22 protein-coding genes and 1 other annotated feature are annotated in these 23,504 nt (G+C 43.8%); of the genes, 3 read left to right on the forward strand and 19 right to left on the reverse strand.

Annotated features, from left to right (window positions below):
• The 11 genes from D8886_RS10420 to D8886_RS10475 form a co-directional block, all read right to left on the reverse strand.
• A partial coding sequence (locus tag D8886_RS10420; protein ID WP_125435528.1) for a hypothetical protein occupies positions 1-635 on the reverse strand: 635 nt, incomplete at its 3' end.
• Between the two features lie 7 nt (positions 636-642).
• Positions 643-1,914: a DUF2130 domain-containing protein gene (locus tag D8886_RS10425; RefSeq protein ID WP_125435530.1), complete on the reverse strand. Its 1,272-nt coding sequence runs from the start codon at positions 1,912-1,914 to the stop codon at positions 643-645.
• Between the two features lie 186 nt (positions 1,915-2,100).
• Positions 2,101-3,114 (reverse strand): alpha/beta fold hydrolase, encoded by a 1,014-nt coding sequence (locus tag D8886_RS10430; RefSeq protein WP_125435532.1) that lies wholly within the window; start codon positions 3,112-3,114, stop codon positions 2,101-2,103.
• A 5-nt stretch (positions 3,115-3,119) separates the two neighbouring features.
• The gene (locus tag D8886_RS10435) at positions 3,120-3,608 is read right to left on the reverse strand and encodes a GbsR/MarR family transcriptional regulator (RefSeq protein WP_125435534.1); all 489 of its coding nucleotides are present in this window, start codon (positions 3,606-3,608) and stop codon (positions 3,120-3,122) included.
• Between the two features lie 109 nt (positions 3,609-3,717).
• Complete coding sequence (locus tag D8886_RS10440) at positions 3,718-5,463, reverse strand: ABC transporter ATP-binding protein (RefSeq protein ID WP_125435536.1); 1,746 nt, start codon at positions 5,461-5,463, stop codon at positions 3,718-3,720.
• Positions 5,456-7,222: an ABC transporter ATP-binding protein gene (locus tag D8886_RS10445; protein ID WP_125435538.1), complete on the reverse strand. Its 1,767-nt coding sequence runs from the start codon at positions 7,220-7,222 to the stop codon at positions 5,456-5,458. Before D8886_RS10445 ends, D8886_RS10440 begins: the two co-directional genes overlap by 8 nt.
• An 18-nt stretch (positions 7,223-7,240) precedes the next feature.
• Positions 7,241-7,852: a TetR/AcrR family transcriptional regulator gene (locus tag D8886_RS10450; protein ID WP_125435540.1), complete on the reverse strand. Its 612-nt coding sequence runs from the start codon at positions 7,850-7,852 to the stop codon at positions 7,241-7,243.
• A gap of 322 nt (positions 7,853-8,174) precedes the next feature.
• Positions 8,175-8,591: a GNAT family N-acetyltransferase gene (locus D8886_RS10460; RefSeq protein ID WP_125435542.1), complete on the reverse strand. Its 417-nt coding sequence runs from the start codon at positions 8,589-8,591 to the stop codon at positions 8,175-8,177.
• Between the two features lie 51 nt (positions 8,592-8,642).
• On the reverse strand, positions 8,643-9,308 hold the full coding sequence (locus D8886_RS10465; protein ID WP_125435544.1) for an ABC transporter ATP-binding protein: 666 nt from the start codon (positions 9,306-9,308) through the stop codon (positions 8,643-8,645).
• A complete protein-coding gene (locus D8886_RS10470; RefSeq protein ID WP_185761295.1) occupies positions 9,309-10,370 on the reverse strand; it encodes an ABC transporter permease in 1,062 nt (353 codons plus the stop codon).
• Between the two features lie 67 nt (positions 10,371-10,437).
• Positions 10,438-11,046, reverse strand: coding sequence for a TetR/AcrR family transcriptional regulator (locus D8886_RS10475; protein ID WP_125435546.1), 609 nt, complete (start codon positions 11,044-11,046; stop codon positions 10,438-10,440).
• A gap of 109 nt (positions 11,047-11,155) precedes the next feature.
• Between D8886_RS10475 and D8886_RS10480 the strand changes: the two genes are divergently transcribed.
• Positions 11,156-11,881, forward strand: a complete 726-nt coding sequence (locus D8886_RS10480; RefSeq protein WP_125435548.1) for a hypothetical protein — start codon at positions 11,156-11,158, stop codon at positions 11,879-11,881.
• A gap of 90 nt (positions 11,882-11,971) precedes the next feature.
• On the opposite strand, the gene D8886_RS10485 is transcribed toward D8886_RS10480, so the two are convergent.
• The gene (locus D8886_RS10485) at positions 11,972-13,009 is read right to left on the reverse strand and encodes an alcohol dehydrogenase catalytic domain-containing protein (protein WP_125435550.1); all 1,038 of its coding nucleotides are present in this window, start codon (positions 13,007-13,009) and stop codon (positions 11,972-11,974) included.
• A gap of 331 nt (positions 13,010-13,340) precedes the next feature.
• Positions 13,341-13,811, reverse strand: a complete 471-nt coding sequence (locus tag D8886_RS10495) for an SP_0198 family lipoprotein (protein WP_125435552.1) — start codon at positions 13,809-13,811, stop codon at positions 13,341-13,343.
• Between the two features lie 234 nt (positions 13,812-14,045).
• Here D8886_RS10495 and D8886_RS10500 point away from each other — a divergent pair, with 234 nt between their 5' ends.
• The gene (locus D8886_RS10500; protein WP_125435554.1) at positions 14,046-14,513 is read left to right on the forward strand and encodes a GNAT family N-acetyltransferase; all 468 of its coding nucleotides are present in this window, start codon (positions 14,046-14,048) and stop codon (positions 14,511-14,513) included.
• Between the two features lie 131 nt (positions 14,514-14,644).
• Entirely contained in the window at positions 14,645-15,790 is a 1,146-nt protein-coding gene (locus tag D8886_RS10505; protein ID WP_185761296.1) for a cobalamin-independent methionine synthase II family protein, read from the forward strand.
• A 122-nt stretch (positions 15,791-15,912) separates the two neighbouring features.
• On the opposite strand, the gene D8886_RS10510 is transcribed toward D8886_RS10505, so the two are convergent.
• The 6 genes from D8886_RS10510 to trpX all read right to left on the reverse strand — a co-directional run bounded on the left by D8886_RS10510 (position 15,913) and on the right by trpX (position 23,049).
• Positions 15,913-16,740, reverse strand: a complete 828-nt coding sequence (locus D8886_RS10510) for an alpha/beta fold hydrolase (RefSeq protein ID WP_125435558.1) — start codon at positions 16,738-16,740, stop codon at positions 15,913-15,915.
• A gap of 150 nt (positions 16,741-16,890) precedes the next feature.
• Positions 16,891-17,283: a YbgA family protein gene (locus tag D8886_RS10515; protein WP_125332075.1), complete on the reverse strand. Its 393-nt coding sequence runs from the start codon at positions 17,281-17,283 to the stop codon at positions 16,891-16,893.
• A gap of 184 nt (positions 17,284-17,467) precedes the next feature.
• Entirely contained in the window at positions 17,468-19,873 is a 2,406-nt protein-coding gene (gene pheT, locus D8886_RS10520; protein WP_125435560.1) for a phenylalanine--tRNA ligase subunit beta, read from the reverse strand.
• Positions 19,874-20,118: 245 nt separating this feature from the next.
• Positions 20,119-20,628: a GNAT family N-acetyltransferase gene (locus tag D8886_RS10525; RefSeq protein WP_002930094.1), complete on the reverse strand. Its 510-nt coding sequence runs from the start codon at positions 20,626-20,628 to the stop codon at positions 20,119-20,121.
• Positions 20,629-20,673: 45 nt separating this feature from the next.
• On the reverse strand, positions 20,674-21,723 hold the full coding sequence (gene pheS / locus D8886_RS10530) for a phenylalanine--tRNA ligase subunit alpha (RefSeq protein ID WP_125435562.1): 1,050 nt from the start codon (positions 21,721-21,723) through the stop codon (positions 20,674-20,676).
• A gap of 318 nt (positions 21,724-22,041) precedes the next feature.
• Positions 22,042-23,049 (reverse strand): tryptophan ABC transporter substrate-binding protein, encoded by a 1,008-nt coding sequence (gene trpX, locus D8886_RS10535; RefSeq protein WP_125341357.1) that lies wholly within the window; start codon positions 23,047-23,049, stop codon positions 22,042-22,044.
• Between the two features lie 126 nt (positions 23,050-23,175).
• Positions 23,176-23,410, reverse strand: a binding site (T-box leader).
• Positions 23,411-23,504: the final 94 nt, after the last annotated feature.

The following is a 23,504-nucleotide window of genomic DNA, read 5'->3' on the forward strand; positions in this document are numbered from 1 at the left end:
ATTTTTTCATTATCTTTTTTAACTTGTTCTATGAGTTTCTCTTCTCTAACTTCTCTATTTTTTATATACTCACTGTTGGATTTTGCTCCTTTACTTTTATTAAGAGATTCATTAGTGGGAGCCAAATTTTCCTTTTTATTCGCTAAATCTGCAGTTTCTAAATTAGCAATTTTCCTCCAAACATTCTCATAGACTTGCTTCCTTGGAATTACATGATCGAGATTTGCTTTTTCATTTCTTTTTAATATTTTTCCAGTGTATTCATCCCTCAGATTTCCTGATTTTTGGTTTTTTTTCATGGATTTATTTGCATCGAGATATCTTTTGTCTTTTACAATTCTGTCACCAATATCTTTTGTATAACCTTCAGGATGCTTATCATTATACTGCTGGAGAAGAGTATCACTTGTCATATCTAAGCCAATTTGATTCCCAAATTGACTCCAAATTTCATCTAAAATAACATCGCTTAACTTATCGGGTGAACCAATCTCTTTAAATTCTATTTGTAACTTTTCAAGATTAGAAAATTCAATCTTAAATTGTTGCTCTAGCAGTTCTTCTAACTCATCGTAATTTAAACTTTGTACCTCATCTACTTTGTCAGTATTCTGAACTAATATTTCATTTCCCATTTCTTTCTCACTCTCCCTTTAGCGCTTCAAACTTTGCTTTCATGGTAGGATTTTTGCGCGTCAATTTTTTGACAGAGACATCGTCCAGTTTGTTGTTTGCCAAGCGCAGCTGGTTTTCAGAGGTCGTCAGGAATTTCTTGATTTCTTCCATCCGGCGAATTGCCTTGTCAATCTCTTCGATTGCTTTGCCAAAGTTGGTCGAAGCAGACTGATAGTTCTTGGCGAAAGCTACTTTAAAGGCATCCAAATCTTCCTCAAAATGCGTAATATCAATGTTCTGCTCCCTAACCAAGGCCAGTTCCTGCTTGTACTGGAGCGAGTTAAGCGCAGCATTACGCAGGAGGGTAATCATGGGCAGAAAGAACTGAGGCCGGATAACATACATCTTCTCATAGGCATAGGACACATCGACAATACCCGAATTGTAGAGCTCGCTGTCAGCCTCAAGAAGTGTCACCAGAATAGCATACTCACAGCCTTTCTCCCGCCGGTCCTTATCCAGCTCTTTGAAGAAATGCTCGTTTTTCTTCTTGGTCGCTGTCTCATCGCCTTCATTTTTCATCTCAAACATGATGGAGAGGATTTCTACACCATTTTCATCCACCTCACGGTAAATGTAGTCACCCTTGCTGCCTGTTCTAGCGTCATTGTCCTTGCCAAACTCCGCTCGTGGAAACATGGCCATACGGTTCTTGTTAAACTCGTACTCGCAGTGCTGTTCCAAACTCTCACCAATCATCTTAGTAGACTGCTTGGCTTTGAAATCCTTGTAGAACTCTATGGTCTCATCTTTCTGCCGCAGCTCTACCTCATAGCGCTCTTTGAGCGAGGTCTGAGCCAGCGCTGCTTCCTTTTCTTGCAAGACTAGCTGGTTCTTAACCTCGTCTCGCTCTTTTTCCAGCGCAGACAAGGTCTTTTGAAGTTGATTTTCATGCTCCAAGCGCAGAGTTGTCAGCTGACTTTCCAATTGCTGAACTTCCTTATCCTTCTCCTGCAATTGAAGACTAGCTGCCTGCTCCGCCTCTTTCTTTGCCAATTCCTGCTGGGTCTCAAACTGAGCAATCTGACTTTGAAGCTTGCTAATTTCCTGCTCTTTCTGCGATAGCAGAGCTTGTTGGGCATTCTGGGATTTTTGCTCTGCTAAAGCCAGTTCCTGCTCAATCCGAGCATGAATTTCCTTGTCAAACTCTGCAGTTCGAACCTGAGACAAAAGCTCACTGTACTGGCTCTCATTAACTGTAAAAACTTCCCCGCAGTTGGGGCATTTAATTTCATTCATGGGGTACCTCTTCATTTAAAATTTAAAACTTTGTTCTTTTCCGTGCTGATAGATTAAAATGTCATCATTTAGCATTAGCACTCGTCTTCTTCATCTTCTCTGCAATTCACTAATCAACTTCTTATGACTATCAACTATTATACCATTCCTGCCAATAAATGAAAAACAGCAAGCCAATAGCTTGCTTTAACGATTCTGAATTATATCTTTAAACTCCAGCAAAGCTTGGATATAGCAACGGGGTTTAAATGCATGGATGACATGGTTGGCTGGAATTTTTTTGTAAATAGTCTGTGGCGCCAACTCCAGAATATGCTGAACATCCTGGTCATCTAGAGCCCCAACTAGACCGTACTTCTCATATCTTTTCCAGTTAGCATGGAGACATAGTATTGGACAAGTGCTTGCTTTCAGGGCTTCAGTATGATCAATACCTTTATAAAATCGGCCATCCACAAAAGTGCGAGCAAAATCTGGATCAAACATGGACAGTGATTTAAGAAGCTGCTTCAAAGCAGATGGAAAACCAACTTCAAGTGGCTGATTGGGGTGATTGGTTTGAAATTTTTTGATTCGCTTTGATAATAAACGAATCATCCAGTCAGGCATTTTTTTAACCCGATTCTCCGAGACAGGCATCTCCTGACCTGAAAAATAATCTGCTAAATCACGATTGTCCAAGTCCCCTAGCTTTTCTACTACATGCTTGAGACCATTGTAGACAAAACGGTCCCTCTCCTTAAAACGAGGCATCTCTGCAGAAAAGACAGGAGCATCCTCAATGACAATTCCTGCCACTTCCGAATCCAAATTGGCTGCACACCAAAGAGCGATAATACCTCCTGAAGAATTTCCAGAAATGATGACTTTCCCTTGGACGACATTGTCAATAAAGGAACGCATATCCTGACCGATTGTAGACCAAGAATAATCTCCAGGTGTCCAGCTGGACTTGCCATGCCCCCGAATATCAATAGCATATACCTTGAACTGCTGAGAAAGAGGAATCAGGACTTTGCCATAAGATTCCCAGGTCCCCATTTGAGCCGGAATAAGCAGGAGATTGGGTCCATTGTCCGGTCCCACAACATAATTCAGTTTAACCTGTCCTGTATCATAGAATTTTTCTTCAAAACCTGCTCGAATGAGTTTTTTGTCTCCAATATTTCCCGATAAATATTGATAAGGATTTTCATACATCTTCGTCACCCTCTTTGCTTGTCTCTGATATGTTTCCGCCAAGCCTTCAACATTTCCTCCTGATAATGAGCCTGGATATCCAGCCATGCTTTCATGTCTTCTAACTGCTGGTGTTCGAGCGAATCTTCAGCCAGTTCCTGCTGTCCCCTTTCAACAATCTGCTTGATTGGAAATAAAGCTTCTTTTCGATGTTCTAGAACTCGTTCCCAAGCCTGAGGGGAAAATCTAAAATAGTCAATCCTATCTCCAGGAAAGGTAACCTTTTCTATCCAGCCATTGAGCATTAAAGCTCGAATATTGGTAGAAATACTGCTCCTGCTTGCTTGAAGGAGACCCGAGATATCTTCTGCTGACAAAGGTTCTCCAAAAACAAGGCTCAAACCGAAAATCCGACCCCCAATTCGCGGAATGCCATAACCTTCATAAATGGCAGCAATATTCTCAATAAACTTTTGTAACTCTGGCTTTAAACTAATCTTCTTTTTCTGATTCATATCTGTTACCTCTTGCCTATAGTATATCTCTTTCACTCATTTCAGTCAAGACTGAAATAAGTGAAATCAAACGTAAAAAAACCGCTGATTGACAACGGTTTAAATACTATCACTCCTCCATCTCAATCCGCCAGCTGGCAGCTGTTTTTCTTTCTTGGATAAACTTACTATAGATACCTTGTTTGGCTAGTAAGTCTTGGTGTTTGCCTTGCTCGACAATGCGGCCTTGATCCAGCACTAAAATCTGATCTGCATGCTCAACCGTCTTAAGTCGATGGGCAATCATGATAATGGTCTTATCGCGAGTCAGAGCCTGAATGGCCTGCATGAGGGCTTCTTCGTTTTCTGGATCAACATTGGCTGTTGCTTCATCCAGAATGATAATAGGCGCATCCTTGATAATTGCCCGAGCTATGGAAATGCGCTGACGCTCACCTCCAGAAAGACTGGCACCTCCTTCACCAATCTTGGTATCATAGCCATCAGGCAGTGAGAGGATAAAGTCATGACAGGCAGCTTTCTTGGAAGCCTCTATCACTTCTTTCTGACTGGCCTCCGGCTTGCCAAAACGAATGTTATTAGCAATGGTATCCTCAAAGAGATAGACGCTTTGGAAGACAAAGCTGAAATTACGAATCAGGCTGTCATAGCTGTAATCCCTGACATCATGCCCGTCCAAACTGATACTTCCCTGGTCGACATCCCAGAAGCGGGCGATGAGGTTGCATAGCGTTGTTTTGCCAGATCCAGAAGGTCCGACCAAGGCAGTTGTCGTTTTTTCTGGAATGGTGAGGGAGACCTGGTCAATGATTTTCTTATTTCCATAAGAGAAGCTAACGTCTCTCAGCTCAATTCGGCTGCTATTAGGCTCAATATCCTGACCACTGATGTCCATCGGTTGGATAGCCAAAACTTGATTGACCATATCAACCGACAGATCAACAATGCGCAGGAGAGAAGAGAAAGAGCCAACGCCATCTAGATTTTCATAAATCATAAAACCACTGACAATCATCATAATAGTTACCAGCAGCTCCATACTGCCACTGAGATAAAAGTAGATAGAGAAAAGCCCCATAAAGAGACCGGTCAGCTTGGTCACCATGCCCTGGAGGGCAATGTAAGGTGAGGTCACGAGTGTCATTTTGGTATCTAGCCGACTCTTGCCTTCAATAGCCTTGGACAGCTTCTTGGCAGAACGGTTGACCAGATTATAGTTCTTAACTTCAGCAATCCCTTGGCTATACTCCAAAACAACAGCAACTAGATCCATATCCGCCTGATACTTGTCATCAGAAACCTTGCCAACTTGCCAACGCATGAGGGTATTTGGCAGGAGAAAGAGGACGAGACCCACCAAGAGAACCAGTCCAACCCGCCAATCATAGAGAAAGACCAAAATAGTGATGAGGCCAGTCGTCAGAAATCCCTGCACTGTCATCATAACCACTCTGGTAGCTACATCAGACAGCCCTTCCAGCGTATTAGTCGTGACACTGGTAATCTTGCCCAAGCTATTTTGATTAAAGTAGCCCATGGGTAGATAGCGCATGTGCTCGGCAATTTCAATCCGCTTCTGAGCACAGGTATGATAGCCCGCTTCCGTCTGCAGCATGGTGATTTTCAGGGTAATCCAGACGTTTAGCAATGTGGATACCAGCATGATGCCCAGAGCCAGCCAGAAAGTCTGCATAGAGAGATTCTTCTCAATCAGTCCCATAACGACTAAGCCAATCGCTGGGATACGCAGAGCGATGATAAAGGACTTGATGACGCCCAGATAAATGGATTGATAAAATTTCCTACGGTCCTCTGCCGTACAGAAATCAAAGAATTTCTTCAGTATATTAAGCATGAGTCAGCCCTCCTTCTATCTCATCACTATCCCTGGTAGCTATATGGGCCTGCCACATGGAAGCATAAAGCGAACTGGCTGCCAGCAATTCTTCATGCCGACCTCTAGCTTCAATCCGACCATCATTGACCAAGACTATCTGGTCTGCACTCATAATCGTAGACAGCCTGTGGGCAATGACAATCAAGGTCCGCCCCTCAATCAGACGAGCTAGACTGGACTGAATCCGTGCTTCATTTTCCGGATCTGTATAAGCAGTCGCTTCATCTAAGATAAGAATCGGCGCATCCTTGAGCATGGCACGGGCGATAGCAATCCGCTGACGCTCCCCACCAGATAGATGACCGCCGCCAGAGCCTACTTGAGTTTCAAAGCCGTCTTCTAAGTGCATGATAAAGTCATAACAGCCGCAGCGACGAGCAATTTCGATGACCTCTTCGTCAGAAGCTGCTGGATTTCCCATCCGGATATTTTCCATAATAGTCTCATCAAAGAGATAGTTATCCTGAGTCACGTAAGCAATCTGCCGACTATAATAGTCTAGTGGAAGCTGGCGAATGTCCAAGCCACCATAGGTAATCTGACCAGAACTGACATCCCAGAAAGAAGCCAGAATCTTGGCAATTGTAGACTTACCCGAGCCTGATGGGCCGACTAAAGCATTGATGCTGCCAGACTTAATATCTAGCGAAATACCATGCAGTACTTCCTCTTCATCTGTATAGCCAAAGCTGACATCCGTCATGACCAGATCCCTTCCTTTTGGAAGTTCTCTCAGCTCCTGAGGTCTTTTCAAATCAGGCTTTTCCAAAATATCAATGACTTGACCAAAAATAGTCCCGATTTTCCGTAAATCGTCCATGTAACTAGCCACTAAAATCAGAGGAGTCAGAAGACTGAGCGAAAGAATAATCATCAGAATGAAATTGCTGGCAGTCAAGCTACCTTGCAGATAGAAATAACAGCCAGCCGGAAGCAGAAAGAGCAAGCCTGATGGCAGAAAAGCAGTCACAATGCCCATCTCCAGATTGAACTTGCGCATCCACTCAATAAAGCAATCTGCTCCTTCTCTAGCAGCCGTCACAAACTTATCATAAGAAAATTTTTCCTTGCCAAAAACCTTGATAACCTCAATCCCATTGATGTATTCCACCGCTGTATCATTGAGCTTTTTGGTCTTGACCAGAGTATTTTGATAGTCAGCTTCGCTATTGGCAACCATCCGCATATAGGCCAGAGCCACGATGGGAATAGTCAGGAGAGACAGCAAGGTCAGCCGCCAATCGATAACCAGCATGGCAATGAGAACAATAATCGGACCAAAAATCCCAGCGGTAAACTCTGGAATCAGGTGGGCCAAGGTCGTTTCGGTCGCATCTACCCGCTCAACGATAATGTTTTTATAACTGCCTGATGATTGACTAAGCACTGTACCTAGAGGTAGCCTAGCCAGCTTATCTGTCAGGCGGTGCCGCATTTCCGCTAGAATCTTAAAAGTAGCCGTATGCGACAGCATGGTGGAAATACCGTGGAATCCCCAGTAGCCAATCCAGGCCAGATCCGCCCAAGCTGACTGCTGCAAGTAGAAATCCCAGTTTTTATTGCCATCCAATAGCTGATTAATCATTCCACCAATAAAGAAATAAGGCAGAAATCCTGAAAGCACAGAGGCAAAGGCAAAGAACAGACTGAACACAAAATATATCTGATGAAGGGAAACAAAGTCCCAAATCCAAGCAAGGACAGATTTTTTCTTCATAGAATTTCCTTCTTTCTATCAAAAACCTAGCAAACCTCCCCAGTCAAACAAGTCCATGATGGAATGGCAAAATTCCAGCGCCTGCTCTTGGGGCCAGTCTTGAGCCAAGGGCTCAAATACAGCTGTGTAATAAGCTGTCATGCACGATCGCAGAAACTCATGTTTGACCAGATGATTGATTTTCCCCTCTTTGTAAGCCAGCTCCAAATAGCGATAAGTCTCGTCAGCAGCCAAATGAGGCAGACGCATCCTGAAGTCCGCTTGCGAAGAACCCTGAGATTTAAAGAGCAAGAGCTGCATAATATCCCTATGCTCATAGAGAATCCGCATCAGGGACTGGAGATCCTCTAAGCGATGAGTCCACATATCAGACAGGTGCCCCTCTTCTAGGAAATCATAGTCACGTCGCTTCTGCTCTTGTCCATACTGGTCTAAGGCTGTCAGAGTAGGCTCAAGCAGAGCAGTAAAGAGATTGTCCTTACTCTCATAGCGCTTATAAAGTGCCCCAGTCGTCAAACCAGCCGCGCGACAAATTCTCCGCAGTGAAGCATTCTGATAGCCATAAGCCAAGAACTCACTCCTCGCGCTTTCCAAGATTTTTTCGTTTAACTCATCTGTTTCTTTTTTCATGGTTTTAATTCGATAACACCGTTATCACCTTTCTTCTTTTATTATAAATTCTGACAATTTAACTGTCAAGGAAAAATAAAAGAGACCGAGAAAGATNTTCATCAGTCCATATCACTTCCTCTTGTAAACATGACAAAAGAGGCTGGGACAAAAGTCCTAGCCTCTCAATTGTCTTTGGATTGTCGAGCAAGACGCAGTGGTTGAGTGGGCTCTACTACGCTGATTTCATCAGCTTTTACAGTCCTACTCAACTGTGCGGAGGTGGGACGACGAAATCGAATTCTAACGAATTACCGATTTCTGTCCCACTCTCTCTATAATTTTACTTTTTATCAGGTGCATAAATCATACCGGTACAGTCAAAATCTTCCTGTCGGCGAAAGCCGAGCTCTCGATAAAACGCTAGATTTTTATCTGACTGCTCCGTTGCCAACTGGATTTGGTAAACATCCTTAAAACTTTCCAATGTTTTCTGAAGAAGGTTTCGTCCAATCCCCTGACGCTGGTAGTGTGGATACACCAGCAAATCCTGAATAAAGATAATGGTAAGCCCATCTCCGACCGCTCGGATCAAACCAACCAACTCCTCATCGTCATAGGCCGCCATCACAAACAAGGACTGATGGAAGGCCTGCTCTAACTGCTGAGGACGATTAGTGTAATTGCTCCAACTAACCGAATCATAGAGGTCTAGCACTGCCGCAAAATCTAGCTTAGGATTTATTTTATAATGAATCATAGTCCTCTCCTTGTTTTTTCTCTGTTTGATTGCATAAACCATTCTAATGCTTTATCGAACTTGAGTCAGCACTCCGTCTTGCATCTCATAAACCTTGTCAACCTCGTCCAGCAGGCGGGTATCATGGGTAATCATGACCACGCTCTTATGGAATTTCTGGGTCACCTCTTTGAGTAAATGGACCACGCGCTTGGCCCGCTCCGTATCCAGACTAGCTGTCGGCTCATCAGCCAAGATAATATCTGGGCTATTGTAAAGCGCTCTAGCGATAGCAGCTCTCTGCCGTTCTCCGCCGGACAATTCTTTGGGATACTGCTTGAGTGTTCCTTTTAGATCTAGTAGCTCAATCAGACTGTCTAGTTCTGTTCTTTCCTTTTTAGATAAGCGGTCAATCAGCTGAAACTGGTCTTCGATTTTCAAAAAAGGTATGAGATTGGAGGCTTGCAAAATGAAGCCGAAATCATTGAAACGTAGAGCAGCCCGTTCCTTTTCCTTGAGCTGGGAAGTATCTTTCCCATGCAGGAGAATCTGACCTTTTGAAGGCGTTTGTAAATGCCCCAGCAAGGTCAGAAAAGTTGTTTTTCCTGAGCCTGACGGCCCAATAATAGCTACAAACTGGCCTGCTTCCAGTTGGAAATCAGTTGGTTTCAGGGCTTGAACCAGAGTATGCCCCTGGCCGTATTCTTTTGTAACCCCTTTTAGTTCTATGATTGACATTTACTCACCTCCGATTGCTGTGATAGGGTCAATTTTCAGAACCCGGTGAATGGACAAGAGTCCGCCAGCCAGTGACATGAAAACAATCAGGACAATCAATCCAGCATAAGCTCGCCAGTCACTGTAAAAAGGCATAGAAGCTGGCAAGACAAGCTGGCTTCCCAAAAGAGCCAAGACAGCTAAGCTGATTCCCAGAGTGGACAGGATGAAAATCTGCCAAAAAATAGAAGCAATAATCTTCCCACTGGCAATCCCTTGGGCGCGCATAATACCGTAAAGATGTGTCTTTTGGATGGTAATGATGTACATAAAAATTCCCAATACTAAAAATGTAATCAGAATCATGGCCCCAATCATAAAGGAAAAAGTCAGTACCTGAGGCTGGTAACCAGGGATGTTTTCTATAAAATCACTCATAGAAAGCTGACTAAGTCCAGCTTCTTCAATCTTCTGACCATCCTTGACCACAAGTGCGCTGATATTCTTAACCTGACTTGAGCCGTACTTTAATTCCCTGAAATCATCTAAATCCATAAAAATTACAGGTTGAGTAAAGAAGCTATTATCCTCTGTGAAACCAACAACCTGATAGAGGCGCTCACTGCCATTGAGCTGGAGTTGGTCGCCTAGCTTCACACCTTTTTGCTGGAGACGCTTATCCGCAATAACTTCATAAGCATTCTCAGCAGGACGTCCCTCAATAATGTCAGGCGCTAGAAAACTATCCCAAGAGAGACCAAAAACCTGAGCATTGAGTTTATCAGTCCCATCTTCATAATTGGCCACTGCTGACGTTTGTCCCAAAGCAGCGATTGATTCCCCTTGAAGCAGGCGGCTGTATTCCTCTTCCTTGAGAGTCGAAGCTATTAGATTCTTATTGGCGTACTCCGACAATACGATTGACTCAGCCTGCCATTGGTCCAAAGCCAAGCGATTGAGCCTAGCCAAACCAACGGAAAGACTGGATAAAAAGAAAACCATATAGGTAATGAGAAAGACCACAGCAACCACCAAACGATAGCGTCCGCGGCTGTAGACAATCTCTTTAAAAGCTAAAAACAAAGCTGTCCTCCTTTGAGATATTCGAGACTATTATACCATAAAGAAACAAACTGGAAAAACTATCCTGTCAATCCCCCTCCATATGCTCTCTGACAAAACCTGCTAAACCAACAGCGGTCACCCTAGCATGAAAATCACTCATTTGCTGAATCTGATAGCGAGGATGAGCCAGCCAGTAAGTCAGAGTTCCCATAAAGGACGCAATCTGATGATTCAGCAGCAAATCTGCTTCTATATCCTCTAAATGTGGATCAGCCAAGGAAATACTCTGCGAGAAAATCTCCCTCAAAGCTTCCTGCAACCGACGCGAACTAGTTGGACTGCCATTTGGACCCAAAAGAATGGCTAAGTCTTCCAAGTGAGTCTCAAAAAAATGAAAAAGATTTTGTTTCTCATAGATATAGTCTTCCACTTTAAAATCCTTTTCTAACTTGAACAAGCAGGCAGAATCTAGAGCTTCTTGATAATAGACCTGCAAATCATCTAGCAAGCGGTCTTCTATCTTCTCCAGCAGATCATATTTATCCAGATAATGCCGATAAAAGGTACTGCGATTCACCTCTGCCAAGTCAATCAGCTGACGAATACTGATAGTTTCAAAAGTCTGCTCTTTCATCAGCTGCAGCAAGCTAGTCTCTATCCGCTTTTCTGTCTTTCTTCTTTTTTTCTCATACATGCCATTCACCTCAAAATGCAACAGTCTCTCTAAAATTGATGCTTGTATGTCATCCAGCTCCCACTATATAATAAATATAGGCAGAAGGCAAGAACAGGAGGATTAAAAGATGAAGATTATGATCAATCAAAAGGAAGTCAGTCAAGAAAGAATTGAGCAATGGCGGAAACAGAGAATCCATAAAGCAGCTAAGATACTTAATCTACAGCTGCCGAATACTGACAACACGGAAATTTTAGACCAAGCCCTACTGGAAGCAAAAATGAAGCTGACATACGAGGAGCTAATCCAGAAAATAGGTACTAAACTCAAATGGAGCCAATATTTGATGAAATGGGCGGCCAAATGGTCCAAAAAACCAAGAAAAAGAGCTATCATCACGATTTTTGCAAGTGGACTGACTGCTGCTTCTTTCAGTAAAAAGCTAGAAAAGTTGATGCTAGAAAAAACAGATATTCATAAAAGCATCAATCTTGGTGCCTGTCCAGACCATTATGCCTTGCAGCCCCACAGCAGCAAACTTGAAGTCATTGAGACTGCAGGAAACAGCCCACTGCCAACACAGTTTTTTCTTGACCTTGGTGGTGAAGCTGAGATAGAGGAGCCTCGTGATGCGTCTTATCCCTTCCAAACTGTCGGTGCCGCCAGTCTAGTGAATGGTTGCAATATCGGTGGAATTCGCCATCAGTTTCGCGACACAGAAAAAGGCCTAGAAGCCCGATTCTGCGTCGAATTTCCCAGCCTTTGTCCAGACAGGCTTATCAAAGAACACCAGCTCCATCTGGCCGCCGAATGGTCAAAGTGGATAGCTTGGTGCAGAGAGCAAAAAGAATGAATTTCCTTTCATGAAAAGAACTACCAAGCTATTCAAAAACAGCCTACTGCCATCATAAATAGACCGCAGCAAGGCTGTTTTCTTATACACCTAATCAAAGACAATCATGGACTTAATAGTCTTGCGTTCATCCATATCCTTATAAGCTTGATCAATATCTTCTAGTTTGTAGCTCGAAGTAAAGACGCGACCTGGATTAATATCGCCGTCAAGAACTGCCTTGAGCAAGATTTGCTTGTCGTAAGTCGTGACAGAGGCCGCACCGCCTGCCACTGTAATATTTTGAACAAAGGTAGAACCAAGAGCTCGGTTATTATAGTGAGGCACACCGACAAAGCCTAAGCGGCCACCGTTGTGAAGGACTCCCAGAGCTTGATCAACAGCTGCTTCTGTTCCGACATATTCCAGAGCTGCATCTGCCCCGCCACCTAGAATCTCACGTACTTTGGCAATTCCTTCTTCGCCACGTTCTGCAACAACAGCTGTCGCACCTGACTCTAAAGCCATCTTTTGTCGATCTTCGTGACGGCTCATGAGAACGATTTGGGAAGCACCACGCATTTTAGCCGCAATAACAGCGCATTGTCCAACAGCTCCGTCACCAATAACGACCACCTTATCACCAGGCTTAACATCTGCCACTCGTGCAGCATGATAACCAGTTGGCATGACATCAGCCAGTGTCAAGAGTGATTTGAGCATTCCTTCTGTATAATCAGAAGGCTGACCCGGAATTTTGATAAGAGCCCAGTTAGCAAATTCGAAGCGCATATATTCTGCTTGCACCCCGTCTGACCAGTTATTCCCAATATGAGAATCACAAGTACCATCAAATCCTGCCCGGCAGGCATCACATTGCCCGCATCCATGAGTAAATGGCGCAATAACAAAATCGCCAGGTTTAACAGTCGTTACTGCATCCCCGATTTCTTCGATAATTCCAATCGCTTCATGCCCACTATTTTGATGGCCTGCTTCAATATCTTGACTGCGGTAGCGCCATAGGTCAGAGCCACAGACACAGGTCCGAACAATCCGAATAATGGCATCATCTGCCTCAATGATTTGCGGACGATCAATCTCAGTCAGTCCAACTTGACCTGCTTTTGTATAAACTGCCAATTTCATCGTTTCTTCTCCTTTGATATCTTTATAGTAACTATTATACAACTTAGAGCACCCTTCAAGTCAAATTTTTGACATCATTTAAGATAAAATTCTTATAAAAAAGAGAGTGGGACAGAAATCGGTTATTCGTTAGAATTCGATTTCGTCGTCCCACCTCCGCACAGTTGAGTAGGGCTGTAAAAGCTGATGAAATCAGCGTAGTAGAGCCCACTCAACCACTGCGTCTTGCTCGACAATCCAAAGACAATTGAGAGGCTAGGACTTTTGTCCCAGCCTCTAGTTAGATTTCCTCACTGCTCATCCTGTTGTCCTGAGCAGAATGAAAAGCGCTTTACTGCTTGGTAAAGGTCAGAGTGTCTGGATCATCATCCAATTCGTCCACAATCAGCTGATTGCCATTTTGGCGGTAACTTTTGACATCATCACCAACAATCAGTCTTTGATTAGCAGCATCTACTTGTACCTGCTTGATTTCCTTACTGCCATCGACCTCGGTCTCAGTCCAAGTACCAGTCGTACCATTGATTTCCAGGACATGTTGGTCGCCATCATGGTCGGTTGCTTGGTAGCGACCGTCTAGATTAGTAGTCTGCCCCGCATTTGATGATGACGAAGGGTGATTAGAGGATGATGCAGCTGATGACTGCGAAGTCTGATTTTGCGCAGATTGTGATGTCTGGCCTTGTGTATTCTGTGATGAACTAGTATTCCCTCCTTGGTTGGTACTGCCTGAGCAAGCAGCCAATAGGACTGCCGCTGTCAGAGATAGAATTCCAATAAAGGCTTTTTTTGTAATAGTCATATCCTTTTCTCCTTTTTTCTACATTTGTAGTTTATACTTATATTCTACACTTGTCTGTTTCATTTGTCAAGAAAAAATAGTTTTTATTATAAGGAAATACACCTTACCGAAATCAATCACTCTGACTGACCTTTGCTATTCAGACGCTACTTGTTCTGTTAATCTTTCCGAGCTCGCTTGACAAAATAGTTCCCCGTCGTATAATGAATCTATAAAAGATAAAAGGAGAAAATTATGCCAATCAGAAAAGCCCAAGTCAGCGATATTCCTGCACTACAAGAACTGCTTCAGCAAATCCTGCTTGTCCATCACCAAGCTCGGCCGGATATTTTCAAGGCCAAAGGCAGTAAGTTTAGCAATGAAGAACTAGAGAAGTTTCTTGACCAAGATTCCACCACTATTTTTGTCTTTGAGAATGAAACTGGAGACGTCCTGGGCCATCTCTTCTGCTCCATCAAGCAGCCTGTCAGTCCGGTACTCAATCCCATCAAGACACTTTTTATCGAGGATTTATGTGTAGATGAGAAAGCCAGAGGGCAAAAGGTTGGCGAGAAGCTTTACCGCTTTGCGGAAGACTATGCTCGGAAAATCGGCTGCTATAATCTGACTCTCAATGTTTGGAACGACAATGTCGGAGCCCTGCGTTTCTATGAGCGATTAGGGCTTCAGGCTCAGGAAACTGTAATGGAGAAGATACTTTAATTTGAGAGAACAATTTCAGGAAGCACTAGCAATAGTTTTCGGCTATACCCTACCAGCAGAATTAACTATTTTATTTGCCGAGGAATTTTCGATACAATAGATGGTAATAGGTAATAAAAGTGAGAAATCTTATGACAAAATCAAAATTTCAACTGGTTGGATCTCTTCTGCGCCCAGAAAATCTGCGCCAGTATAAAACAGAAATTGAGCACCGCGATGATATTCAATACCCTTTCTACGACAGCTTCCCAGGCTATCATGAGACGGAGAAAGCTGACATCAAGGAGATTGTCGCTGAGCAAAAGGCTAAGGGTATTGACATCCTGACGGATGGAGAATACTCCAAGTCCATGTGGCATCTGGACTTTGTCTGGGGACTTAAGGGAATCGAGCGCTACATTGCTGACCACGGCTACACCTTCAAGGACCACGACGGCGGACAATACGAGACCCGTAAGGACATTGGTATCCGTATCACAGCACCACTTTCTGGTAAAAACCATCACTTTATCGAGATTTATAAGCTAGTCAAGGAAGAGGCTGCTGGTGAAGATACCAAGCTGACTGTCTGGGGACCTGCCCATGCTTATACTGAGTTAGCTGTCTTTGACCGCTTGGCGGGACCAGGACAAGTTTATGAGTCCAATGAAGATTTGAAAAAAGGCTTGATTCAAGCTTATAAGGAATTTTTGGACGATTATAAGGCTGCTGGCGGACAGATTATCCAGTTTGACGACTGCCTCTGGGAACTCTTTGACGAGTCCAACCCTGCTAGCTTCTATACAGAGGGCAATGCCAGTCTGGCTGACCTGGCAGACGAGTTTGTCGCTATTAATAACGAAGTCGTAGACTACGCTCATGAGCTAGGACTGACTGTCTGGACCCACAACTGCCGTGGTAACTACGAAAGCCGCTCTGCTGCTGAGGGTACCTACGAAGCTATCGCGGAAAAATTTCTGAGCGACCAACACTATGATCGCTACTTCCTAGAGTGGGACAGCGATGTAGCTGGTGATGTATCAGCCCTAGCAGCTTTGAAAGACAAGGATGCGGAAGTCGTTTTAGGACTGCTCTCCAGTAAAACCACAGGCTTGGATGATGAAATGCGTGTCTTAGACCTGCTCGAGAAAGCAGCAACCGTTCTACCGAAAGAGCGTCTCCTGCTCTCTCACCAATGCGGCTTCGCCTCTTGTGACTCTGGAAACGAACTCACCATTGAGCAACAATGGGCCAAAATAAAACAAGGCCAAGAAATCGCCCAGAAATTCTGGGGATAATAAGCAAAAAAGCGGTATGACCGCTTTTTTCAATGCTTTTAAAATCAATTTGGGGCTGAATTAGATTTCTTTGATGAACTCCAGTTTCATCTGCTCTGTTCAACATATTAAATCTTGTAGTATCAGGAAAGTTCAATTCGCTTGAGCCAATTTTCAACCAAGGCCGTAAAGAGAGCCTCTTGATCTATCTGTGCATTGTGACCAGCAAGATCCATCACAGCATAGGTTGCCCTTGGAAAATAGTGAGACAGTTGGGCTAACTGCTGGAAGCCCACCACTTGGTCCTGCTTCCCTGCTATAAAAAGGCTGGGCTTATCGTAGCCCTTTTTCTGTATCTCTTGATCCACTTCAAACGAAAAAGAATAGTTTTCTTGCAGATTTTGGACAAAAGGAACATTCATCATCTGAAGCCCTGCTAGTATTTCTTTTTCAAACCGTTGATAAGTTTCTTTAGTCTGTAAAATCGCTAAATCAACGAAATCTTCGCTTTTGCCTGCTATATCAAACCCAACATCTCTAATTAGCAGGCTGTCTTTTGGAAGAATTCTTTCTTGCGGATTGGGTACAACTACTGGACAAATTAGCAACAAACCATCAATCTCCGACCTTTTCTTAGCCAAAATTCCTCGAGCGAGATAACCACCATAAGACTCTCCAGCTAAGAGAAAGCTGTGTCCGCCGATTACAGTTTCTATAAAGTTCAGGAGCATCTCTAAAATCGCATCCGCACTTGCAAAAGCAGGATTGGCATCAGACCTACCCATGCCAGGCAAATCTAAATAAATTCTTTTATAGCCAGCATGTTTCTCAAAAATAGGTTCCAAACATCCTTCCATCAATTCAGATGAACAGCCCAAACCATGAATTGCCATGACTGGTTTTCCTTGACCAATCACTTTATAATATAATTTATTTCCCTGATAAGTAAAAAACATTTTTTCTCCAATCATACCTTAAAGACACGTTTTGCTCGAGGTGGAGCCTGTATCGAAACCAGTCAAAATAATATTGTTTATGAGCCTAACAAATTATTCTTATCATCTACACCCCTCAAAGCTACTAGACGAGCAAGCTTATTCTTTCCCCTTGATTTCAGTTCCTCATTCTTCATCCCCAAATAACAAAGTCGATTTCTGCAGATAAGGATTGGGATACTTGACTAGCAGGTCCCTTACAGCTCTTACCAAGTCTTTTTTCTCAGCCTGACCGGATTGGTAACGAAGTAAAAGATGCATAAAATCTTCCTTTTCAGCTGAGCTGGCTTTCTTCTTAAAATAACCCCAAACATGCTGAAAGGCATTGCTGACCTGACCGCGATTTTCAGGCAGGGCTATCGCCTGATCAATCAAGTCTTGAACATGTACTGCTTCCACCGAGTCACTTTTTAGATATTGGCGGATTTCCAGATAGATCTTACTGGAATGACTGAGAACCAGATATTTATTTCTAGCCCAAAGAGTCTGACATTGGGAGATTTGGTTTGAATTTTCCATGATTACTTTCCCTACTGATTTTCAATTTCGAATATTTCTCGTTTCGTCTACATCTTTGCTCGCATCCTAGTAATAAGCTTGCCCAGATAGAAAGCCAAGCGAAACTGCAAATCAACTATGATTTGAATAGGATTTCGAAGAGTATCAATCAAAATCCCCAATCACATGACTGGGGAATAGTTCATTAGCGAACTTCTGCACCGAGTTTTTCGGTAAGAGATTTTTCGATTTTTTCCATATATTTAGCCACTTCTTCGTCAGTCAGGCTGGCTTCTGGATTTCGGAAAGTCAGGCTGTAGGCCATGGATTTGAGGCCAACCCCCAGCTTGTCACCAGAGAAGATATCAAAGAGCTTAATATCTGTCAAACGCTTAACACCAGCTGCTTGGATTGCATCAAGGACCTCTTGGTGTGTGATTTCTGACTTAAGCAAGATGGCCACATCACGGCTGACAGCTGGGAATTTAGTGATTTCCGTAAATGGCTGTGCTGGCTGGAGCTGCTCTTCGATAGCAGACAGGTTGAGCTCAGCCACATAAGTTTCAGGAATATCGTAAGCCTTGGCTGCCGCAGGATGGACTTGGCCGACAAAGCCGACAGGCTGGCCATTGATAGAGATTAAAGCAGTCCGACCAGGATGCAAACTCTTAATCTGGCTACTAGCCGCGTATTCAGCTGTCAAGCCCAACTTAGCAAAGAGTGCTTCCACTACACCCTTAGCATAGAAGAAATCAACTGCTACTGGCTTGGTCTGGAAGTCTTTTTCATTAACCAGACCTGTCAAAGCAAAGGCAAAGCTATTGATTTCATTTGGCAGTTCTTCCTTAGGATTGCCAGTCTGCTCAAAGACTTTTCCAATCTCATAGAGGGCTAGATTCTTATTTTTACGAGCTACATTGTAGGCTAGGGAGTCCAAAATGCCAGAAACCATGTTCTGACGAAGAACAGAGCGCTCCACTGTCATTGGCCACATAAGCTCAGTCAAGTTACTAGGATTGAGAGTGAACTCAATCGCCTTTTCTGGCGTCGTCAAAGCATAGGTGATGATTTCTGTCAGCCCAGCTCCCTCTGCCAAGGTCCGTACTTGACGGCGCAGTTGCTGCGTTTCAGTCAATTCACCGGCAGTCCCGTCATCTTTTGGCAGGCTAGCTGGTAATTTGTCATAGCCGTAAATGCGGGCAATTTCTTCATAGAGGTCTGCTTCGATTGAAATATCCCAGCGACGGCGAGGGACACTGACAGTGAACTGTTCAGCATTTCCTGACAAGCCAAAGCCAAGTCTGCGGAAGACATCCACAATATCTGTATAAAGTAAATCTGTTCCCAAAACTCGGTTGACATCCGCGAGACTGGACACCACTTCTACATCACTAGTGTCTAAGCTACCAGCAGATACGATACCAGCCTGAACAGTTGCACCTGCCAAGTCCGCAATCATACTTGCTGCCGCATCCAAAGCTTCATTGACAGTTGCTACATTGATGCCTTTTTCAAAGCGGGAAGATGATTCCGAACGCAGATTAAGGCGACCGCTGGTCTTGCGGATTGATTTTCCATCAAAAACAGCCGCCTCCAGAACAACACGAGTGGACTTACCAGAAATTTCAGTCGCTGCACCGCCCATGACACCAGCCAGAGCAACTGGCTTATCCGCCACAGTAATGACTAGGTCGCTGACTTCCAGCTCGCGCTCTTCGCCGTCCAGTGTCACCAGTTTTTCACCAGCACGCGCTTCCCGGACGACAATCTGGTCACCCTCAAAAGTATCCAGATCAAAAGCATGCATGGGCTGACCAAAGTAGAGCAGGATGTAGTTAGTCACGTCCACTACATTGTTAATCGGACGGATTCCTTCGTTCATGAGAAGATTTTGCAGCCACTGAGGACTTGGCGCAATGGTGACATTTTCCAAGATACGAGCTGCGTAATAAGGGGCTTTCTCTGTCTCAAGGGCTACTGAAAGACTGTCAGCTGCCTGCTTTTCATTCTCCACCAGTGGGAAGTCTTTGAAACGTACAGACTTGTCATAAATCGCAGCCACCTCATGAGCCACCCCACGCATAGACAGAGCATCTGCCCGGTTTGGCGTGATAGAAAGCTCGATAATCTCATCGTCCAAATCCAGATAAGAGAAGACTTCCTCACCTGGCACTGCTTCTTCAGGCAGGATTTGAATGCCATCCGCAAATTCCTTTGGCACGACAGAATCAGAAATGCCCAGCTCACCGAGAGAGCAGATCATGCCCAGTGACTCCAAGCCACGGATTTTTCCTTTTTTAATCTTATAATTGTCGGCAATGCGAGCACCTGGCAAAGCTACCATGACCTTGATGCCTTCACAGACATTCGGAGCACCACAGACAATCTGACGGTTCTCCTCTTCTCCGACATTGACTTGACAAACATGCAGGTGGGTATCAGGAACATCCTCACACGATACCACCTCGCCAACGACAATTTTTGACAGGCCAGCAGCTGGTGAAGTCACACCTTCTACTTCAATTCCTGTTGTTGACATTTTCTCAGCCAGCTCAGCGCTCGCCACATCAATGTCTACTAACTCTTTTAACCACTTATAACTTACTAGCATATTTAAGATACCAAGGGCGTCAAAAACGACTGAAAAACAGGAGATTAACTAAGCATTCGACGAATGATCGCAAATCTATCTTTTTTCGAGTTTTTAGCCCGGGTTCAATTCCTTTCTCTATTCTATCGCTAAGGAACTTGACCGACCAAATTTTAGAGATTTGTATGAAATCCTGATTTCAGAAACAAATCATCTAAATTTAAAGCTTTTAGGTCGTATCATTTCCTCTCTTTAAATTTTCTTGTTTATTTCAATTTCTTGCGCAGCAGCCAGTCTGTGTCTACTGTCTCACCAGTGATATAGTCGTGCTGGCTGAATTTTTCAAAGCCGTATTTGAAGTAAAAATCTTGAGCTCTAAAATTCTTCTCCCAGACGCCCAGCCAGACCCAGTCAAAACCTCGTTTTTTGGCTTCTTCCAAGGCAAATTCAAACATTTCCTTGCCTAATCCCTGACCATGATAGGCTTTCAAAACGTAAATTCGCTGAACCTCAAAGGCCTGTGGCAGTTCTTGCTCTGTTTGAGCCTGTCCCCAGTTTACCTTGAGAAAACCAGCAATTTCACCGCCTTTGACAACAAAATAAGTCTCTGACTCAGGGTCTGCCAGTTCCTTTTCGATAGTTGCAAGCGACAGCTCATTGTCAAAATAATGAGCCATATCAGCTTCCTTGATAAATGGGCCAAAGGTTTCTTGATAGGTTGCGACTTCCAACTCTCGCAGGATGTTCGCTTCTTCTTTCTTGACTCTGACTAGCATACTGCACTCCTTTCTCAGAAAAGCTGCATCTATGAATACAGGTTTCTACTTAAACTGCTGAGAAAAACGAATATCTCCTTGGTAGAAGCCACGAATGTCGTTGATACCGTAGCGGAGCATAGCCACCCGCTCTTGGCCAAGACCAAAGGCAAATCCAGAGTATTTCTCTGCATCAATGCCGCTCATTTCCAACACGCGCGGATGCACCATACCAGCTCCCATAATCTCAATCCAGCCGGTCTTCTTGCAGACATTACAGCCGGCGCCGCCACACTTAAAGCAGGAAACATCCACTTCAACAGATGGTTCAGTGAATGGAAAGTAAGATGGACGCAGACGGATACTGCGGTCTTCACCGAACATCTTCTGGACAATTAGCTGCAGCGTTCCTTGCAGGTTTGCCATGGAAATATTTTCTCCAACCACCAAGCCTTCAATTTGATGGAACTGGTGGGAGTGAGTCGCATCATCGGTATCCCGGCGGAAAACGCGCCCTGGTGAGATCATCTTGAGTGGCCCTTTAGAAAAGTCATGAGCATCCATAGCTCGCGCCTGTACCGGACTAGTGTGGGTTCTGAGCAGGATCTCCTTTGTAATGTAGAAAGTGTCCTGCATATCCCGTGCTGGGTGGTCCTTAGGCAGATTCATCCGCTCAAAGTTGTAATAGTCCTTTTCCACTTCAAAGCCGTCCACGACCTGATAGCCCATCCCGATGAAGATATCTTCAATTTCTTCACTAGTTTGGCTAAGAATATGACGGTTCCCAACCGGAATTTGACGGCCTGGCAGAGTCACATCCAAGGATTCCTCAGCCAGTTTCAGAGCTACTAATTGCTCTTCCATCTCTTGAGCAGTCTTTTCAAAGGCAGCTGTCAGAATATCACGCGCTTCATTGACGTGCTTCCCGATAATCGGCCGCATTTCAGCTGAAATATCCTTCATCCCTTTCAGGACTTCAGTCAGTGAACCTTTTTTACCCAAGACAGCTACACGCAAGTCCTGCAGTTCTTTTTGATTCTCAGCCTTGAGCTGCTTGAGAGAAGCTAGAGTCTCTTCACGCAGGCTTTTTAGTTGTTCTTCAATCGTTTTCGTCATTTTCCCTCCAAAATAAAAGGCGCGCCAATCTCCATAAGCGGAGCGTTGACACGCGGTACCATCCGTTTTTTATCTGGCAAGCCAGACCTTACTTATCAATCCTAGAGCAAGTGAATTCGCCTAGCTTTCATCTAGAGAGCTTTCAGTCGATGGCTCCCCTCCCTGTTAAACTTCCTCTAGGTTACTGGTCTTGCGGATTGCTATTCAGTTATACTTCATTCTAACAGATTTCTAAACATTTCGCAAGCTCAGTTAAAGGTTTTACAAGAAGAGACTATTGAGAAAAAGAAGCCTGTGAAACAACAGACTTCCTTCTTTCTATTTAATCACTTGTCCTGCTTCTTTCAAAACATCTTCTGGTACAGTAATGCCAAGTTCTTTGGCATTTTTGGTATTGATAACAGATTTACCTGTATCGAAAATATCTACTGCAGTGTCAGCAGGTTTAGCACCTTTAAGGACTTTAGCTGCCATTTTACCAGTCGCAACACCTAGGTCATACTGGTCTACAACGACAGAGGCAAGGCCTCCTTCTTCCACCATGGCTGTCGCACTTGGATAAATCGGTTTCTTAGCTTCTTTATTGCTGGACACAACTGTCGCAAAAGCTGAAGCAATGGTATTGTCAATTGGAATCCAGATAGCATCAACCTTGCCAGTCATGACATTCATGGTTGAAGCAATTTCATTGGTTGAAGGAACAGAGTATTCCTCTACCTTGTAGCCTGCCTCTTCAGCCAATTTTTTGAACTCTTCTACCTGAGCTTTGGAGTTGTCTTCGCTGCTAGAGTAGAGTGCACCGATAGTTTTGACATCTGGAGTCAATTTTTTAATCAGCTCTAGCTGTTGCTTAGCTGGATTGCGGTCAGAGACACCAGTGATATTGCCCCCTGGCTTGTCCAGATTTTTCACTAGATTTGCTCCAACTGGATCTGTGATAGCTCCCATGACAATAGGCTTGTCCTTAGTAGCTGCAGCCAGTCCTTGTGCAGACGGAGTCGCAATCCCAATCAGCACATCATTGTCATTGGAAACCAGCTGCTTGCTCATAGTAGAGACCTTACTCTGATCGCCCTCAGCATTCATAAAGTCAATCTTAATCTTGTCTCCCTTATAGCCTTCCTCAGCCAAACCATCCTGAATCCCCTTGTAAATCAAATCCAGCGAAGGGTGGCTGACATACTGCAGCACGCCGACCTTGACCGTCTGACTGTCGTCGCCAGTCTTAGTGGTGTTGCCTTTGCTGTTCAAGCTGGAATAGACAATCCCACCGATTGCCAAAACGGCCAGAAGGCCTAAGATAGTGATTAATCGTTTGTTTTTCATGTTCTTTCTCCATTTCTATGTTTTATATTTTTTCTGTTTAATCCCTAGGGACGCCATCGTTTAAACATAGGTAATTCTCCTTGTTTTTTTATAATAAGCAACAAAAAACCTCACACAGGTATTCTGTGTGAGGGCGTAAATCGCGGTGCCACCTCAATTATGGAAAAAAGATAGTATTCTCCATATCTCTGTCTTGTCATCAAACAAGCTGCACTGTAAGGTGTGCCTACCGAATTCTTATTGTTTCAAATTCATTTTATCAATTAGCCCAACTTCGTAAAGATTTGCTGCTCATTTCCACCAACCACGAGCTCGCTAAAAACAAATGCATCTACTACTTTTCTAATTTCCTATATTTTAAGTTTTTCCTAATAATATGTCAAGACCTTTTTGAAAATTTTTATAAAATGTTCGGATTTGGTTTATAGAGGCAGTTATAGGCAAAAATTAAATTA

This window comes from Streptococcus sanguinis, from assembly GCF_003943655.1.
GTDB classification, from domain to species: Bacteria; Bacillota; Bacilli; order Lactobacillales; family Streptococcaceae; genus Streptococcus; species Streptococcus sanguinis_F.

Coding starts and splice junctions, on each gene's coding strand:
- D8886_RS10480 (WP_125435548.1), top strand. CDS start 11,156: ATGAAGATTATGATCAATCAAAAGGAAGTCAGTCAAGAAAGAATTGAG.
- D8886_RS10425 (WP_125435530.1), bottom strand. CDS start 1,914: ATGAATGAAATTAAATGCCCCAACTGCGGGGAAGTTTTTACAGTTAAT.
- D8886_RS10510 (WP_125435558.1), bottom strand. CDS start 16,740: ATGATTGGAGAAAAAATGTTTTTTACTTATCAGGGAAATAAATTATAT.
- D8886_RS10465 (WP_125435544.1), bottom strand. CDS start 9,308: ATGTCAATCATAGAACTAAAAGGGGTTACAAAAGAATACGGCCAGGGG.
- D8886_RS10500 (WP_125435554.1), top strand. CDS start 14,046: ATGCCAATCAGAAAAGCCCAAGTCAGCGATATTCCTGCACTACAAGAA.
- D8886_RS10485 (WP_125435550.1), bottom strand. CDS start 13,009: ATGAAATTGGCAGTTTATACAAAAGCAGGTCAAGTTGGACTGACTGAG.
- D8886_RS10430 (WP_125435532.1), bottom strand. CDS start 3,114: ATGTATGAAAATCCTTATCAATATTTATCGGGAAATATTGGAGACAAA.
- D8886_RS10505 (WP_185761296.1), top strand. CDS start 14,645: ATGACAAAATCAAAATTTCAACTGGTTGGATCTCTTCTGCGCCCAGAA.
- D8886_RS10450 (WP_125435540.1), bottom strand. CDS start 7,852: ATGAAAAAAGAAACAGATGAGTTAAACGAAAAAATCTTGGAAAGCGCG.
- D8886_RS10525 (WP_002930094.1), bottom strand. CDS start 20,628: ATGCTAGTCAGAGTCAAGAAAGAAGAAGCGAACATCCTGCGAGAGTTG.
- D8886_RS10445 (WP_125435538.1), bottom strand. CDS start 7,222: ATGAAGAAAAAATCTGTCCTTGCTTGGATTTGGGACTTTGTTTCCCTT.
- pheS (WP_125435562.1), bottom strand. CDS start 21,723: ATGACGAAAACGATTGAAGAACAACTAAAAAGCCTGCGTGAAGAGACT.
- D8886_RS10515 (WP_125332075.1), bottom strand. CDS start 17,283: ATGGAAAATTCAAACCAAATCTCCCAATGTCAGACTCTTTGGGCTAGA.
- D8886_RS10435 (WP_125435534.1), bottom strand. CDS start 3,608: ATGAATCAGAAAAAGAAGATTAGTTTAAAGCCAGAGTTACAAAAGTTT.
- D8886_RS10475 (WP_125435546.1), bottom strand. CDS start 11,046: ATGTATGAGAAAAAAAGAAGAAAGACAGAAAAGCGGATAGAGACTAGC.
- trpX (WP_125341357.1), bottom strand. CDS start 23,049: ATGAAAAACAAACGATTAATCACTATCTTAGGCCTTCTGGCCGTTTTG.
- D8886_RS10440 (WP_125435536.1), bottom strand. CDS start 5,463: ATGCTTAATATACTGAAGAAATTCTTTGATTTCTGTACGGCAGAGGAC.
- D8886_RS10495 (WP_125435552.1), bottom strand. CDS start 13,811: ATGACTATTACAAAAAAAGCCTTTATTGGAATTCTATCTCTGACAGCG.
- D8886_RS10460 (WP_125435542.1), bottom strand. CDS start 8,591: ATGATTCATTATAAAATAAATCCTAAGCTAGATTTTGCGGCAGTGCTA.
- pheT (WP_125435560.1), bottom strand. CDS start 19,873: ATGCTAGTAAGTTATAAGTGGTTAAAAGAGTTAGTAGACATTGATGTG.